Below are 16,140 nucleotides of genomic sequence, written 5' to 3'. Positions count from 1 at the left end.
CGCCCGGTTGCGCTACAATACGAGGAAAGCCGCAACAACCCTGGATCAAACCGGAGTCTCCCATGTCCGCTGTGATGAAAATAGCGACGCCGCCAGAAGACCTGTATGCGCAACTCGAAGCTCTGCCGGAGAATCTCACCGGTGAAATTATCAATGGCTGGTTATATACCCAGGCCCGCCCGACGGGTCGCCATGGATTAGCGGGTTCAGCGTTGACCATGGACATCGGCTCAGCCTATCACCGGGGGCGCGGCGGGCCAGGGGGCTGGTGGATTCTCGATGAACCGGAACTACATTTCATCCGCGACACCGAAGTTCTTGTTCCCGATCTTGCGGGTTGGCGGCGGGAGCGGATGCCCCGCCTGCCCAACGATCATCGTTTCAATGTCGTCCCGGATTGGGTCTGCGAAATTGTCTCGCCCTCGACCGCGCGCAAGGATCGCTTCACCAAGATGCCGGTTTATGCCCGTTATGGCGTGTCGTACCTGTGGCTGGTCGATCCCGTGGCACGAACCCTTGAAGCGTTCGCCTTGCGGGAAGAGCGCTGGACGGTGATCGGACTGTTCCAGGACGAGGCCATCGTCAGCGTGGAGCCGTTCGCGGATATCGGTCTGGAATTGGGCGCGCTGTGGGAACCGGCGGCAGATTGAGGTTTGCGTGGTTTACTTCATCCAACACTTCCAGCAACAACGGCCCCACTCGTTCAATTCCACCGAATAAAGTCGGTCCCGGTCTCATGCCCGATTGAAATCCTCGCGCCACAAAGCGCTCCAGCAACGCCGGGTCACGCGAAAAAACATGCACCGGCGTCTGCCAGGAAAGGTCCCGCCCCCCCACAATCGCCGGTGGTTGATGATCGCCCAGCACGATAAGCAAGGCATTCGGCGGCGCATACTGGCGCAGATAACCACCTACTACAGCCAGGTTATAGCGAACGCTCTGGATATAAGCCGCAGCCAGCGCCGCCCCATCCAGTCGCTCATTCAATTCGACCGACCTGGTCGCTGTGGATACTGCTTCCTGATGAGCGGCCACATCGAAAACGCTCCAGTCCGGCTGATAGGGCGGCAAGGGCGCAAAAGGCGCATGGCTGTTGATCGTCGGAAAAAAGATGAAGCGCGGCGCGCGATTCGCCAACGGTTCCAATTCAATCTGGTGAATCCGATACAGACTGTACTGGTCGGGAATCGCCCACCAGCCATAGGCGGGGCCGCGATAGTTCAATCGTTCTGCATTATAAATCTTATCGAACCGGTAAAATCGCCCTTCCGGCCACGGGTAACGCAACCCTGGCATGACCGCCACTGTTCGGTAACCCGCTTTGGCGAAGGATTGCGCCAGAGTCGCCCGGTCGGTGGCGAGCAATTCCCGATAATCCCCCTGGTCCGCAATCCGTAACCCGGACAACAGGCTGGAATGCGCCAGCCAGGATTGGCCGCCAAAGGTGCTTGACTCTACTCGCGCCGAGGCCATCCGCCAACCCGCCTGTTCCAGCGCCTGTTCCAATGCGGCGAAGTCGCCGGTCAACGGCTTAGCAAAGCGGGGATCGTCGAAAACCAGCGCCCCGTATGATTCGAAGAACATCACCAGCAGATCGCCACCCTGCAACCGACCCAGATTGGAAGCCGGCAGCGGTGATTGAGCAGCGATGCGTCCCTGATTACGAAACACGGTCGCCTCCAGCGCCAGTTCGATCTGTTCAACCAGCACCGGGGTCACCGGCAAGGCAAAGTAATATTCGGTTGGCAAACGCGCGCTCAAGCGGCCCGCGCTATATGCCGCCAGTAAAATCACCGCTAGACCACCGACAACCCAGCGCCCAACCGGTTGTTCGAGTGTCGCCAGGATCGCGCCCAACATCCAGCGCAACATCGCTATCATGACGCCGAACCCGACCAGTAACGCCAGCCCGCCCAAAACCAACTGCCAGATCGGCACGCTGTCCAGAAACATGGCTGCAACCTGGGGAACATGCTGGCTGTCCCAATATAAATGGATCGCGCGCCCCATCAATGCCGGCATGGCTACGTCGATGTACCGCACCAGAACCAGGATGATAAAGCCGCCGAGTAGCAACCCCCGACCCCAGCGACCGAGCGGTCCGCGCCAGGCGATGAGTAAACTCAACGCCAGCAACAACGCCAACAAATCAAGCGAAAATTCCAGAACCCAGCGCACCCCGGCGGTCGGCCAGAGGTTCTGAAAGGTCAACGCCAAATTGAGCAGCAAGACCGCCAGTACGCACCGGAAAACGTTTATACTGAATCGCGACAGGTTATGCATGAAAAAAACCGGTTTGGAGTAAACAACCAAGAGAGCCTGTCGCTGCTTTAACTCTTCCGATCCCGACGACAGGAGGCGAATTTCATGAGCAGGGTAGACAAGGAACCATCTACTGTTATCAGCGAAGATGATGTTCAACAAACCGGCGAACGGCCCAGCGTAGAAATGCAGCACTGTCTCGACGAAGTCGTAGCAGTGCTACGCAAATACGAAGTGGGCGTGACGCTCTGCCTGGCCAGCGACCGGGAATCGGTGCTGCTCTACCGGATTCCCGAATGGTGTGCGGTGTCATTGAGCGACAACGGTCCCGAAATCAACACTGATCAACTCTGGCAAACCGACGATCTGGAAAAGCTCATGTTTCGCAGCTACCAGATGTCCACCGCCTTGCGGGAAATGAACGAGCGCATGCACACGGAATCCACGCGCCTGGACGAGTTCGTCCGCAACCTGGGTCAACACTTGCTGGACCCCGATCGCAAGGCACATTAAGACATCGCAAACGGCAGCGCCCGATTCCTGAAGTGTAACTGGGAACCTGCGCCTTATTATTAGTATAGGGTATTCGCTATCCGCCACTGTTGCGCCAACTGGCGGGCTTCCGCCAACTCGGTTTGGCTCAACCGGCTGGCGACCGAGTCCAGCGGTTGGGCGGCGCCTACATAGCCGCCAGACACGGCCAGATCCAACCAGAGATGGGCCTTAATCCAGTCGGTTTCCACGCCGCGACCATTGCTGTATAGCATCCCCAGTCCGTATTGAGCCACAGGCAGACGGTTGTTAGCCGCCTTTTCGAACCAGGCGAATGCCTGTTGATCATCCCGTGGTGCGCCGCGCCCCGTTGCGTACAGCACACCCAGTAATAGCTGGGCCAAAGGCATATTCTGCTCAGCGGCTTTGCGATACCATGCGGCTGCCTGGCTCTCGTTCTTTGGCAATCCGCCTCGGCCATCCGCGTACATCAACCCCAGGTTCAATTGGGCAGCGGCCACCCCCTGTTCCGCCGCCTTGCGAAACCAGACCACGGCTTGCTTATCATCTGGGAGCGTTCCCCGGCCGTTAGCGTAAAACGTCCCCAGATTGAATTGCGATTCCGCATCACCCTGTTCCGCGGCTTGCCGGAACCACTGCAAGGCCTGCCGTTCGTCCTGCGACACGCCAAGGCCCCGCATGTACATCCGGGCCAACTGCGCCTGGCTAACAGCATGCCCCTGCTCCGCCGCCTTGCGATACCATTCCGCGGCCAGTCGTTCGTTTTGCCCATCCGGTTCCTTTTTAGCATAGTAAGCACCTAACTGATATTGCGCCTCAACGTGGCCCTGCTCGGCTGCTTTATTCAGCCAGTCCAAACCCAATTTTTCGCTGCGCGACACGCCTTTCCCAGTCAGATAACGTCCCGCCAGGCGCAATTGAGCTTCGACGTTACCGCCCGCCGCCGCCCGATCCATTAACTGGATGCCTTTGGCTTCATCCAGAATGACGCCGCGACCGTTCAAATAACCCTCGGCCAGTTCCAGTTGCGCGAGAGGCAAATCCTGATCGGCGGCGCGACGGAACCAGAGCAAAGCCTGCCGTTCATCCTGGGGAACGCCGCGACCCTCCGCGTACATTCGCCCCAGATAATATTGCGCCAGTGGAGCATTGCGGTCTGCAGCCTTTTGATACCAGCGCACAGCCTCGGCGTCGTTACGGGCGACGCCCTGGCCCTCGGCATATAAGCGTCCAACAGTGATTTCAGCTACTTCCAGCCCCTGTTCCGCCGCCTTGCGCATCCAGCGGAAAGCCTCGCCGGCGTTGGCGGTTACCCCACGACCGCTCAGATAGCGCACCGCCAGATTATATTGGGCCTCGACATGATTCTGCTCCGCCGCCTTGCGATACCAGTGCGCCGCCTCCTCATCGCTAACGGCTGCTACGCCGCGGCCCGTAGCCAACATGGCGCCAAGATTGAATTGAGCGTCTGCATGGCCTTGCTGGGCGGCTTGCTCATACCAGCGCACCGCTTCTTTATCATTACGGGAGACGCCGCGCCCGCTGGCGTAGAAGTTTCCTATTTCAAACTGGGCGATGGCATGGCCCTGTTCAGCAGCCTTGAGATACCAGTTCGCCGCCTGACTGTCATCGCGCTTCATGCCCTTACCGGTCGCGTACTGGGTGGCCAGCACGTATTGCGCCTCGGGATTGCCGCGATCAGCGGAGCGCACCAGCCAGAACGACGCTTCCTTCTCGCTGGGCGCAATAGTCGGATCGCTGGCGTATAATATTCCCAAGTGAAACTGGGCATCGGTATTGCCCTGCATGGCCGCTCGCCGCAACCATTCAGTAGCGGTGCGCTGATTGCGCGTGACGCCTTGCCCACGCAAATACATCAGGCCGATCATATTCTGGGCGCGAGGATCACCCTGCTTAGCCCAGACCATGTACTCCTGAAAGGCGGTCGCGTAATCACCGCGCTGGTAGGCGTCGGCAGCGGTATTGGTGGCTGCTCCAGGCGCCGCCAGTCGGGCGTCGCCATAATGCCAAACGCCTTTTTCATCCTGCCATTTGTTGACTCCTAAGTCCTGAGCAACCGCAGCCTGAACCAGGCCGCTCAGGATCGCTGCTGACCATAACAATAACGTTTTACGCATAACGCCTCCTAATAAATCCGAACAGGTTCCCTTGAAATTCTCGCTATCAATCGCAATTTATGTTGAATTCCGATTTGTCATAACCGGCGTCTAAACTATAGTCCTATAAAACTTGTGTCATTATTGACTCGACCACAGCGAGGATCTTCCAATGGGCATTAATCTACAGAAAGGCCAGCGCATCAGTCTGGATAAAGAAGCCGGGCGCGGCCTGAGCCGAGTGGTCATGGGCCTGGGCTGGGGCATGAAACAGGTCCAGAGCAAGGGTTTCCTGGGCTTTGGCGGCGGCTCCCGCCAGGAGGCCGTCGACCTGGACGCCTCCTGCCTGTTGTTCGACGCTAGCGGCAATCTGGTGGATACCGTGTGGTTTCGACAACTGGAAAGCCGTTGTGGCTCCATTCGCCACAGCGGCGATGATCGTTCCGGTGGCGGCGAGACTGGCGCAGATAATGAACGGATCACCATTGACTTAAGCCGGGTGCCCGCCCCCGTCCAAGCGTTGATTTTCACGGTCAACAGTTTTAGTGGGGAGAGCTTTGCCGGTATTCCCAACGCTTCTTGTCGACTGGTGGACGATACGAGCGGCAGCGAAGTCGCCCGTTTCGATTTATCGCTGGAGGGCGGCAACCATACTGGCCTGATTATGACCAAGCTGTATCGGCACAACAATGAATGGAAGATGCAAGCGATTGGCGAGCAAGCCGAAGGCCGCACCTTCCATGATCTACTGCCGGCGCTCCAGCCTTACCTGTGAGATTGACCGGGGACAGGATCATGGAATTGCAGCCTGGTCAGAATTTCTCGATCACCAAGCACAGTCCGGCACCTGCCGTGGTCACCATCGCCCTGAGCTGGGAACCGGCCAATACGCCGTTGACTCTGGATTCCAGCGCCTTTGCTCTGAATGCGCAAAGCAAGGTGCGCAGCGATGACGATTTCATCTTCTACAACCAGTTGACCTTGCCGGGCGGCGGCATTCAACGCGCCGAAGATGGGCGAACCTTCACTGTGACCTTCGCCAAGCTCCCGGCGGGAATTGAACGGATGGTCATTGCCTTGACCATCGACCAAGGCCAACAGCGCGGGCAATCGTTTGGCCAACTCACTCAGGTGCGCGCCGAGATTCGTGACGCGGGCAATCAGGCGACACTGGCGGCATTCCCGCTGACAACTCGGGCGATGCCGGAAACTGCGCTGATCGTCGGCGAGTTCTATCTGCGCAACAGCGAATGGAAATTCCGAGCCGTGGGTCAGGGCTTCGTCGGCGGGTTGGGGCCGCTGGCCAAACAATATGGCGTGGATGTCGCCGACGACGCCGGAGTCGCTCCCCCGCCGCCCGCCGCCACGCCACGTCTCACCGCTCCCCCGCCGCCTGCGGCTCCCGCCAAGCCGATCCGGCTGGAAAAGATCACGCTGGAGAAGAAGGGTAGCAGCATTTCCCTGGAGAAGAAAAGCCACGGTTTCGATGATCTGGTCATTAATCTCAACTGGAATCAGGGCGGCGGCAAGGGTTTCTTTGGCCGATTGACTGGCGGCGGCAAGATTGACCTCGATCTGGGGTGCCTGTTCAAGCTGCGCGATGGCCGAGCCGGCGCGGTGCAAGCGCTGGGCAACAGCTTTGGCAATCTGCAACACCCGCCTTATATCCAGCTCATGGGCGATGACCGCAGCGGCGCCAGCGCCCAGGGTGAATTTCTGCACATCAACGGTCGTCAATGGGACCAATTGGACCGGATCGTCATCTTCGCCTTGATCTATGAAGGCGCTCCCAATTGGGCCGAGACCGATGCAGTCGTGACCATTCAGACCCCGAACCAGCCAACCCTGGAAATCCACCTGGATAGCCATCGCAACGATCAGCGGATGTGCGCCCTAGCGATGTTGGAGAACGAAGGCGGCAATATCAAGGTCACAAAGCTGGTTGAATATTTCATGGATCACCGTTTCCTGGACCAGGCTTACGGTTTTGGTCTGCGCTGGGTCGCGGGTTCCAAGGATTAGATCCAATTCACGTTTTCTCAGACTTTCCACATCTGGAGGAATAAAGCATGGCTCTTGAATGGTTGAAACAACGTTCCAGCGAACTGGTCGCTAATATGAAAACCGAGGTCGCCAAGTTCAGGAACAAGACATTTCTGGAAGCAACGGTCGCCGGTTGCGTCATTGTTGCCCACGCGGATGGCGTGGTAAAACCGGAAGAAAAGCAGAAAATGATCGGGTTTCTGCGCACGCACGAAGCCTTATCGGTTTTCGACGTGAGCGAAGCGGTTACGATCTTCGAAAAGTACGCTAAAAATTTTGAGTTTGATTACCAAATTGGCCAGGCGAACGCCTTGCAAGCAGTCGCCAAGCTCAAGGGCAAGGATGCGGAGGCCCGGCTGATGGTGCGGGTTTGCTGCGCGGTCGGCGCTTCCGATGGTAATTTTGACAGCAATGAGCAAGCGGCCGTGCGCACGATCTGTAATGAATTGGGGTTGAATCCCAAGGATTTCGACTTGACCTGAACGCGCCCCGGGATCGCGTTCAGGAACCTTCCATCCCGGATGCTGCATCTGCAACGAAGCAATCCATAACGAAGAGGAGGACAAACTCCATGGCTATTTCCCTCAATAAAGGCGGTCGGCTCTCGCTGAACAAGGAAGCTCCAGGTCTTAGCAAAGTACTGGTCGGGCTGGGTTGGGACGCTCGCGCCACGGATGGGGCCGATTTTGACCTGGACGCCTCGGCGTTCATGCTGAGCGCCGATGGCAAGGTGCGCTCGGACGCTGATTTCATCTTCTACAACCAGTTGAAATCGTCCTGTGGCTCAGTTGAACATACCGGTGATAACCTGACCGGCGCGGGTGAGGGCGACGATGAAGTCATCAAGGTTGATCTGAATAAAGTCCCCGCCGATGTGCAAAAAATCGCCTTCACCGTCACGATTCACGAAGCCGACCAGCGCAAGCAAAACTTCGGTCAGGTCGGCAACGCCTACATCCGGATCGTCAACGCTGACACTAATGCTGAAATCACCCGTTACGATCTGGCGGAAGACGCCTCGACCGAAACGGCGATGATCTTCGGCGAATTATACCGGCACAGCGGTGAATGGCGCTTTACGGCGGTCGGCCAAGGCTACGCTGGCGGCTTGAAAGCGATGTGCAACCAGTACGGCATCAATATTTAAGTTGGGCTACTTATAAACGGCAGGAGATTCGACGATGGCTATATCTTTGCAAAAAGGTCAGAATGTTTCGTTGAGCAAGCAGGCGCCTGGTCTGAAAAAAGCGCGCTTTGGCCTGGGCTGGGAAATGCGCAAGACCGATGGCAGCGCCTTCGACCTGGATGCGTCCGCCTTCGTGCTGAGCAGCAGTGGCAAGGTGCTGAGCGATCAACATTTTGTGTTCTATAACAATGCTCAGGACCCTTCGGGTGCAGTCATGCATCGCGGCGATAACCGCACGGGCGAGGGTGAAGGCGACGATGAGGTGATCGATATCGAGCTGGGTAAAATGACACCTGACGCGGCGAAAGTATCCTTTGTCGTGACCATCCATGACGCCGAGGCTCGCAAGCAGAACTTCGGCCAGGTCAACAATGCCTACATCCGTGCTCTGAATGCCGACGGCGATCAGGAAATCGCCCGCTACGATCTGTCCGAGGATGCGTCCACGGAAACGGCGATGATCTTTGGCGAACTCTACCGCAACAATGACGAGTGGAAATTCAAGGCCATTGGTCAGGGTTACGCCGGCGGGTTGGCAGCGGTGGCCAGGGATTTTGGCGTGAATCTTGGCTAAGAAGCCACCCTTCGCTCGCTGGCGGGGTTGTATAGTTTCTGCTACCATGCGCCGCGTTTTCCTGCGGTCATGAAGGATGTTCACAATGCCACGTCCCTATAATTTTAGCGCGGGTCCCGCCATGCTCCCCGAGGCGGTTCTGGAACAGGCCAAAGCCGAGATGCTCGACTGGCGCAGTTCCGGCATGTCGGTGATGGAAATGAGCCATCGCGGCAAGGAATTTGTCTCGATCGCCGAACAGGCCGAGGCGGACCTGCGCGAACTACTCAACATTCCGGCCCATTACAAGGTGCTGTTCCTGCAAGGCGGCGCTTCCAGCCAGTTCGCCATGGTTCCCATGAACCTGTTGCGCGGCAAGAACAAAGCGGATTATCTCAATACCGGGCAATGGTCGAAAAAAGCCATTTCGGAAGCCAAAAAATTCTGCCAGGTCAACGTCGCCGCCAGCTCTGAAGCGGTCAACTTCACTACAGTCCCGGCCCAGGACGGCTGGAAATGCGACCCCGAAGCCGCCTACCTGCACTACACGCCGAATGAGACGATCAATGGCGTTGAAATGCACACGGTTCCCGAGGCGGGCGTCCCTCTGGCGGCGGATTTCTCGTCTACCCTGCTGTCGCGCCCGATTGATGTCAGCAAGTTTGGCGTGATCTACGCCGGCGCGCAGAAGAACATCGGCCCGGCAGGTTTGACCATCGTCATTGTTCGTGAAGACTTGATGGGTCAGACAGCCGCTGGAACGCCCACCATGCTGGATTATGCGGCCATGGCCAAGGAGGGGTCGATGTACAACACCCCGCCGACTTATGCCTGGTACATCGCTGGGCTGGTGTTCCAATGGCTGAAAGCGCAAGGCGGCCTGACGGCGATGGGCGAGCGAAACAAAGCCAAGGCCGATTTGCTGTACAAGGCGATCGACGAGTCCGATTTCTACAAAAACCCGGTCGATCCCGTCTACCGTTCCTGGATGAATGTGCCGTTCACTCTACCCGACGCGGCATTGGACAAGCCGTTCCTGGCCGAAGCGAAGAGCGCCGGGCTGTTGACCTTGGCCGGTCACCGCTCGGTCGGCGGGATGCGCGCCAGCATCTACAACGCTATGCCGAGAGAAGGCGTCCAGACGCTCGTCGATTTCATGGCGGATTTTCAGAAGCGACAGGGTTGATTACCCTCACTTCCCCCTCGTCTACCAAGGGCGAGGGTGTCTCTTTTTACCCAACTTTATTACCCAACCCGATTTCAAGACGATGTACAAGATTCTGACTTTAAACAATATCAGTGTTTCCGGCCTGGAACGCCTTCCTCGTGACCGCTATGAGATCGCTTCGGAAATCCAAAACCCCGACGCCGTATTACTGCGTTCCTTCAAGATGCATGACTGGCCGGTTCCCGCCAGTCTCAAGGCGATTGGACGGGCCGGCGCCGGTGTCAATAACATCCCGGTTCCCCAGATGACCGCCAAAGGCATCTGCGTATTCAACGCCCCCGGCGCTAACGCCAATGCCGTGAAGGAACTGGTCATCGCCGGCATGTTGCTGTCGGCGCGCAACATCTGCGCCGCCTGGGACTACGCGCGCAACCTGCAAGGTGATGACGCGACATTATCCAAACAGGTCGAATCCGGCAAAAAGCAATTTGTCGGGATTGAACTGCCCAACCGCACGTTAGGCGTGATCGGGCTGGGCGCGATTGGCGTCAAGGTCGCCAACGCCGCCCGGGCGCTGGGGATGCGGGTGATCGGTTATGACCCGCACATTACCGTCAGCAACGCCTGGCAACTCTCCTCGCAGGTCGAGCAGGTGTTGAGCGTGAACGAGATGGCGGCGCAGGCCGATTTCATTACCTTGCACGTTCCATTGAACGACGCGACCCGTCACTTGATCAACCGCCAGTTTTTGCAAAACAGCCGGCCCGGACTCACCCTGTTGAACTTTTCCCGAGAGGGCGTAGTGGATGAGGAGGCGCTGTTTGAAGCGTTACAGGCCGGTAAGCTCAAGTCCTACGTTTGTGATTTTCCCACCAGCCGGTTAAAGGATCATCCCCGGGTGATCATGCTGCCGCATTTAGGCGCTTCCACCGCTGAAGCTGAGGATAATTGCGCAATCATGGTCGCAGATCAGGTGCGCGATTATCTGGAAAACGGGGTCGTGCATAATTCCGTGAATTTCCCAGAAGTAGCGATGCCGCGCAACGGCGGCCCGCGGCTAGCGATTGTCAATGCCAACGTCCCGCACATGATCGAGCGAATCTCCAAGGCGATTTCCATGGCGGGCATCAACATTCTGGATATGCTCAATAAATCACGCGGCGAAATTGCCTGCACTCTGGTTGATACCGATGGACCCGTGCCGGAAACCGTGGCGGCAGAAATTGCTGAAGTACAAGGCGTGCTGGGAATACGGATTTTGTAAGCAGAGCAGTCTTTAGGAATCGGGGTTTTCCGTGGCAATATCGAGATAGGCCAGCCAATAGCGGGACATTTCGCTCATGCATTCGATCCGTGCGGTAAACGCCGCCAGATTGATCTTGAGGTGCTCAACCTCGAGCAACGATTCGGTCAGCCCGGTATCGAGTTCGCCCAGGTACCGGCTGCGGTTAGCAGCGACGATGGCAATGCGCGTCGTCAATAACCGCACCCGCAGGTACAACAGATCACCCGGCGCATTGGTATGCCGCTTATAATGCAGGTCGTAGGATTGTACGGGTACATCCTTTCTGCCTAGTAGATAAGCTTCCAACCCCTCGACCCGAGCCAGCATCATGCCCAAATGGTTCTGGGTCGAGGTGCGATGCGCCAATGACTCCAGTAAAGTCATCTTCTCCGCCAGTACGCGCCGCCGGTCGTAAATCCGCGCCCGAATCCGGTCCATCTCGCAATCGACCTCGGTCAGCTGCTGGGTCACGGTTTGCATCTCGTCCCCGATCTCATCGAGAAATTTACGAAGATGGTCCGAGAGTATGCGCTCCAGGGTCAGGGTAATAAACCGCTCCCACGCAGTATCAGCGCGGGCGCGTATCCCTTCAAGATGCTGGCGCACGCCACTGAATCGGTCAACGATTTCCCGGATAATGCGTTCGTGTTCGGTTTGATCCTGGGCAGTCCAGATCTGCGCAAGTTGGGCTTCCTCCTTCAAAACATAGGACATACCAGCCGCGGCGTTGTCTTCGGTTTCAGCGATGGGGGTATCCATGCAGCAACTCTCTATTGGTTACTCAATGAATCGCCTGGACCGGTCATAAACGCCGCTGACCGGAGGAAAAACATTTAATCCTGATAGGTCCAGCCATCAGGATAGTCGTGATTCAATTCATGGACATCGTACACACAAAGATCCTGTTCGGGCAGGTTGGGAAAGAGTTGTCGGGCTTGAGTCTCTGCCTGTTGCTCGCTGTCAGCCTGGATCATTGCGACATTAAGCAATTTATCGGAACTGGGATCTTCCACGATGATAAGGTAGGGTTTCATGGCGAATGCTCCTGATGTTTGGCGGATCATGTTCGACCATTCAAATATACATCATGCAGACCCGAATGACAGAATCGATCGTTCAAGATCGCTGTGGGCGATAGGCTAAACCGCAACCGAAAAACCGATCCACGTTTATTCCTCTCTTTCCCTAGCCAGATAATCTTCGATGTGCACCTCATCAATCTGTCCGGGTTGCAGGAAGCGTTCGGCGTATTGGCGGTAAACGCCAGAGCGCAGGAATAACTCGAACAATGCCGTGTCAATGTGCTGTTCATCGCGCATCCGGGCCATGATTTGTAACGACTCGGACAGGGTTTTCCCTGATTTGTAGGGCCGGTCGATCGCGGTCAGCGCCTCGAAGATATCGGCAATCGCCATCATCCGCGCCGGCAGGCTCATCTGCTCGCGATGCAGGCGCTTGGGATAACCGGTCCCGTCCATTTTTTCATGATGGCCTCCGGCGATTTCCGGCACCCGCCGCAAAGGCTTGGGAAAGGGCAGTCGCGACAGCATGATGATCGTCTGCACGATATGTTCGTTGATCTTGTAGCGTTCTTCTCCGGTCAGGGTGCCACGACTGATGCACAGACTGTGCAATTCCCCTCGATCGTACAGCCATTCTGGCATGCTTAACCGAAATCCCCAGGGATTATTCGGCTCGATGCAATCCTGCGGACCGCGAGCGAAACGGTGTTCGGGCTTATCCGCTAGGAGTGGTTCAACAACGGGCAATGGCTGAGCAGGCGCGTGTTCCTTCCGGGTCAGTTCCTCATGCGACAATCCCAATCGGTCGTCGAGAGTGCGCAGCCAGGTTCGTTCTGCGATCTGCCTGACCCGGGCGACCTGTTCCGGCCCCATGAACTCGCCGCCCTGATTGCATCCGGCGATGAATGCAAATTCTTCGTCCAGCGTCTGCCATTGCCTCTGTAGATCCGCCTGTAGGGATTCGGCATCGCCACTCGCGGCGATCTGCCGCCAGCAGGCGATCTCGGCATCGCGTTTGAGCACCTCGAAACGCATGCGCACTTCGTGAATCCGATCATGGATCGTCTCCAGCTTGGTGGCCTTGTCCACCACGTACTCGGGGGTCGTGATCTTGCCGCAATCGTGCAGCCAACAGGCAACATGCAGTTCCTCCCATTCCACTGCGCTCAGGGAAAAGCTGCAAAACGGTCCCTCTTGAGCGGTGCAAGCCGCTTGCGCCAGCAATTTGGTCAGTTCCGGCACTCGGGCGCAGTGACCACCGGTGTAGGGACTCTTGGCGTCAATGGCGTCGGCTAACAAGCGAATGAAGGCTTCAAACAGGTTTTTCTGGGCGTGCAACAACCTCTGATTTTCGATGGAAACCGCCGAAGCGCCGGACAGAGCGGCGATGAACGCTAGTAATTCCGGGGAAACGCCATCACTGGCATCGGCTGACTGGAACTTCAACAGCGCCAGCATGCCAACCGGCTCCTCCTGACGATTGCGCAACGGCACGATAATCAACTGGCCGGCGCGCTCCGTCAGTGAACCGGTCAACGGCGCAAGATAATCAGTCAGCGGTTCACTGGCTGTTAGCGGGCGAATTTGCGGAGCCGTGGCGTGAATCTCCTGGATCAGTGGGTGTGGCATCGGGTCGGCCAACGGTAGCGCCGTAAACCGGGTTATATTGATTGGATGGGTCTCATCGCGTAACCGGGCTGCTGCAGGTTGCAATTCGCGTTCATCGTCACTGACCAGTAACAGCAGACCGGCATCCGCCTGGGCCAGCGCCAGGGTTTCGGCCAACACCCGGTCCAGCAAGCGCTCAAAGTGCTGTTCCGCCGCCAGCGCCGCGCTGATGTCCAGAAAGCGGCGAATAGTGGACTTCATCAGCGACATGGCCTCGGCCAGTTGGTTGACCTCAGTAATGATGGAGCGCACGGCGATTGGTTCCTGGAACTGAAAGTGGCGGATATGCGCGGTCTCTCCCACCAGATTTTTCAGGTGTCGGGCGATGCGCCGCGCCAGTAACCAAGTGATTGGCAACGCCATCAGCACCAGACCGGCCGCGATTAGCACCGATTGATTGCGGATGCGCACGGCGTCCGCCAATAACTCACTTTGGGGTACGGCCACCGCCAGATAGAGCGGCTTACCATCCTGAGTGATTAGGGTTTTGACCTGTCCGCGCCAGGTCTGACCGGCGCTTTCCAGTTCAAAGCCATCCGATTGGAGTTGTGCTGGGCGTTTGCTGGGATCGCGCAGGTCATTTTCCAGATCAGTCAACACCGGTTCTTTGAGTTCGGACAGAAGAGCCAAGCGTGGTTCTTGCCCCTTGACCCGATAAAGGAGTCGTTCCGGCTCCGGATAAGCAATGACCTGATAACGGTCATCGAACAGCGCCAGTTGGGCGCCAGGCAGAAAGCGGCTGGCGGCCAGCACGGTGGAAATTTCATGCAAAGTGAGATCAGCGCCAACCACCGCCGCGCCTGTTGCGGTGCGCCGGGCCAGGGTCGCGCCAACCTCACGGGTGGTGAAGAACAGATAGGGTTCGGTATAGACCCGGCCGGTTCGGCCAAGCGCTAATTGGCGCCAAGGTCGCTCACGCGGATCGAAAACGTAATCAGGTCGAGCATCGCGGCGTAGCAGGTTTAACCGGGCATCGTAGAACAGGAAGGTTCCGATCGCCGCGCCCACCGCGGCGCGCTCCACGCTCTGCACTAGGTAGTGGGCCGATTCTGGGGCGTCGAATGCAGCACGGAGTGGCGAGTTGACCGGCAATGGACGCAGCAGAAAGAAATCCCCGTCATCATAGCCGATGAACAGGGCGGACAGATGCTCGGATTGCAGCAGGATTTCACGCAAGTAAGGAAGACTATGCAATCGCTCTTCCAGTGATGTTGCCAGCGCCAGTTGTTGCCAGGCCAGCAGGTCGACCGCGATTGCGACGGGAGTGAACAAGTTGTGGAGTTGCTGAGCAGTACGGTCGGCGATTCGCTTAAAGCGCTCATCGGCGGTATGCAGCATCAGATGGGTCGTCTTGACATAGCTATTCCAGATGACCGCTCCACCGAGTAACAGGATCAAAGCAATAAACAAGGTCGCGATATGAATATGTAGCGGAAGTTGGCGGGGAAGGCTGGATGCGGCGCGCGAACTCATCAGAAGGCTCTCCCGGTGTTGTCAAAATGATTGATTTAAGCAATAAGTCTTTGATAAAACGAGAACCGAGTTTTCGACAACCTCTCACTAGCCCTATCCTTCCGGTTCACGCATTCGTCCATCATCCAGTTCCAGCACCCGGTCGCAATATGCCGCCAGTTCCTGATCATGCGTGACCAGCACCAGGGTCGCGCCCTGTTCGCGATTGAGGGCGAACAGCAATTCGATGATGCGATGACCAGTCTTTTGATCGAGATTACCGGTCGGTTCATCAGCAAACAACACATCGGGACGACCGGCGAAAGCGCGGGCGATGGCCACCCGTTGCTGTTCGCCTCCTGACAGCTGCGAGGGATAATGCCGGGCGCGGGCCTGTAATCCAACCCGTTCCAGCAACTCCAGCGCCTGCTGGCGGGCATCGGCTTGTCCGGCCAGCTCCAGCGGTAGCATGATATTTTCCAGGGCGGTCAGTCCGGTCAGCAATTGAAAGGACTGGAATACAAAGCCCACTCGCTGCGCCCGCAATAAAGCGCGCCCATCTTCATCCAGACTGTTTAAATTCACCCCCGCCAGCCACACTCGGCCCTGCGTCGGGGCATCCAGACCGGCAAGCAGCCCGAGCAGCGTCGACTTGCCCGACCCGGATGCGCCGACCACCGCGACGCTTTCGCCTTTGAAAATGTTAAAATGAAGAGCGTCAAGGATGGTCAATGGACCTTCCGGGCTGGTTACCTGTTTGCCCAGGTCTTCAACTCGAATAATCGTCTCAGCGACCGGGTTGTCCGATGTCGACCGGGCGGCTACGTTTACGCCACTGCCCGCTTCCGAATCATGATCCATACGCATGGCC

At 57.4% G+C, this 16,140-nt stretch carries 15 protein-coding genes; 9 read left to right on the top strand and 6 right to left on the bottom strand.

Annotated features, from left to right (window positions below):
* Positions 1-62 precede the first annotated feature (62 nt).
* Complete coding sequence (locus H6973_12320) at positions 63-650, top strand: Uma2 family endonuclease (protein ID MCP5126378.1); 588 nt, start codon at positions 63-65, stop codon at positions 648-650.
* Here the strand turns inward: H6973_12320 and H6973_12315 are convergent.
* A complete protein-coding gene (locus H6973_12315) occupies positions 583-2,283 on the bottom strand; it encodes a sulfatase-like hydrolase/transferase (protein MCP5126377.1) in 1,701 nt (566 codons plus the stop codon). The two genes, H6973_12320 and H6973_12315, sit on opposite strands and share 68 nt — an antisense overlap.
* An 84-nt stretch (positions 2,284-2,367) precedes the next feature.
* Between H6973_12315 and H6973_12310 the strand changes: the two genes are divergently transcribed.
* Positions 2,368-2,775, top strand: coding sequence for a hypothetical protein (locus H6973_12310; protein ID MCP5126376.1), 408 nt, complete (start codon positions 2,368-2,370; stop codon positions 2,773-2,775).
* Positions 2,776-2,834: 59 nt separating this feature from the next.
* On the opposite strand, the gene H6973_12305 is transcribed toward H6973_12310, so the two are convergent.
* Entirely contained in the window at positions 2,835-4,913 is a 2,079-nt protein-coding gene (locus tag H6973_12305) for a sel1 repeat family protein (GenBank protein ID MCP5126375.1), read from the bottom strand.
* Between the two features lie 151 nt (positions 4,914-5,064).
* Between H6973_12305 and H6973_12300 the strand changes: the two genes are divergently transcribed.
* The 7 genes from H6973_12300 to H6973_12270 all read left to right on the top strand — a co-directional run bounded on the left by H6973_12300 (position 5,065) and on the right by H6973_12270 (position 11,106).
* The gene (locus tag H6973_12300; protein MCP5126374.1) at positions 5,065-5,667 is read left to right on the top strand and encodes a TerD family protein; all 603 of its coding nucleotides are present in this window, start codon (positions 5,065-5,067) and stop codon (positions 5,665-5,667) included.
* Positions 5,668-5,687: 20 nt separating this feature from the next.
* Positions 5,688-6,914 (top strand): TerD family protein, encoded by a 1,227-nt coding sequence (locus H6973_12295; GenBank protein ID MCP5126373.1) that lies wholly within the window; start codon positions 5,688-5,690, stop codon positions 6,912-6,914.
* A 47-nt stretch (positions 6,915-6,961) separates the two neighbouring features.
* Positions 6,962-7,417: a tellurite resistance TerB family protein gene (locus tag H6973_12290; GenBank protein MCP5126372.1), complete on the top strand. Its 456-nt coding sequence runs from the start codon at positions 6,962-6,964 to the stop codon at positions 7,415-7,417.
* An 89-nt stretch (positions 7,418-7,506) separates the two neighbouring features.
* A complete protein-coding gene (locus H6973_12285; protein MCP5126371.1) occupies positions 7,507-8,082 on the top strand; it encodes a TerD family protein in 576 nt (191 codons plus the stop codon).
* Between the two features lie 34 nt (positions 8,083-8,116).
* A complete protein-coding gene (locus tag H6973_12280; protein MCP5126370.1) occupies positions 8,117-8,695 on the top strand; it encodes a TerD family protein in 579 nt (192 codons plus the stop codon).
* A gap of 85 nt (positions 8,696-8,780) precedes the next feature.
* Positions 8,781-9,860, top strand: a complete 1,080-nt coding sequence (gene serC, locus H6973_12275; protein ID MCP5126369.1) for a 3-phosphoserine/phosphohydroxythreonine transaminase — start codon at positions 8,781-8,783, stop codon at positions 9,858-9,860.
* Between the two features lie 82 nt (positions 9,861-9,942).
* Positions 9,943-11,106: a 3-phosphoglycerate dehydrogenase gene (locus tag H6973_12270; protein MCP5126368.1), complete on the top strand. Its 1,164-nt coding sequence runs from the start codon at positions 9,943-9,945 to the stop codon at positions 11,104-11,106.
* Positions 11,107-11,118: 12 nt separating this feature from the next.
* Here H6973_12270 and H6973_12265 read toward each other — a convergent pair whose 3' ends face one another.
* From H6973_12265 to H6973_12250, 4 genes are all read right to left on the bottom strand, one after another.
* Positions 11,119-11,886, bottom strand: coding sequence for a hypothetical protein (locus H6973_12265; GenBank protein ID MCP5126367.1), 768 nt, complete (start codon positions 11,884-11,886; stop codon positions 11,119-11,121).
* 74 nt (positions 11,887-11,960) lie between these two features.
* A complete protein-coding gene (locus H6973_12260) occupies positions 11,961-12,161 on the bottom strand; it encodes a hypothetical protein (GenBank protein ID MCP5126366.1) in 201 nt (66 codons plus the stop codon).
* 135 nt (positions 12,162-12,296) lie between these two features.
* Entirely contained in the window at positions 12,297-15,290 is a 2,994-nt protein-coding gene (locus tag H6973_12255; protein MCP5126365.1) for a hypothetical protein, read from the bottom strand.
* Between the two features lie 93 nt (positions 15,291-15,383).
* Complete coding sequence (locus tag H6973_12250) at positions 15,384-16,130, bottom strand: ABC transporter ATP-binding protein (protein MCP5126364.1); 747 nt, start codon at positions 16,128-16,130, stop codon at positions 15,384-15,386.
* Positions 16,131-16,140: the final 10 nt, after the last annotated feature.

This window comes from Gammaproteobacteria bacterium, assembly GCA_024235095.1.
Classification (GTDB): Bacteria; Pseudomonadota; Gammaproteobacteria; order Competibacterales; family Competibacteraceae; genus UBA2383.
The sequence above is the reverse complement of the archived record's forward strand: the minus strand, read 5'-3'. Positions and strand labels throughout refer to the sequence as shown.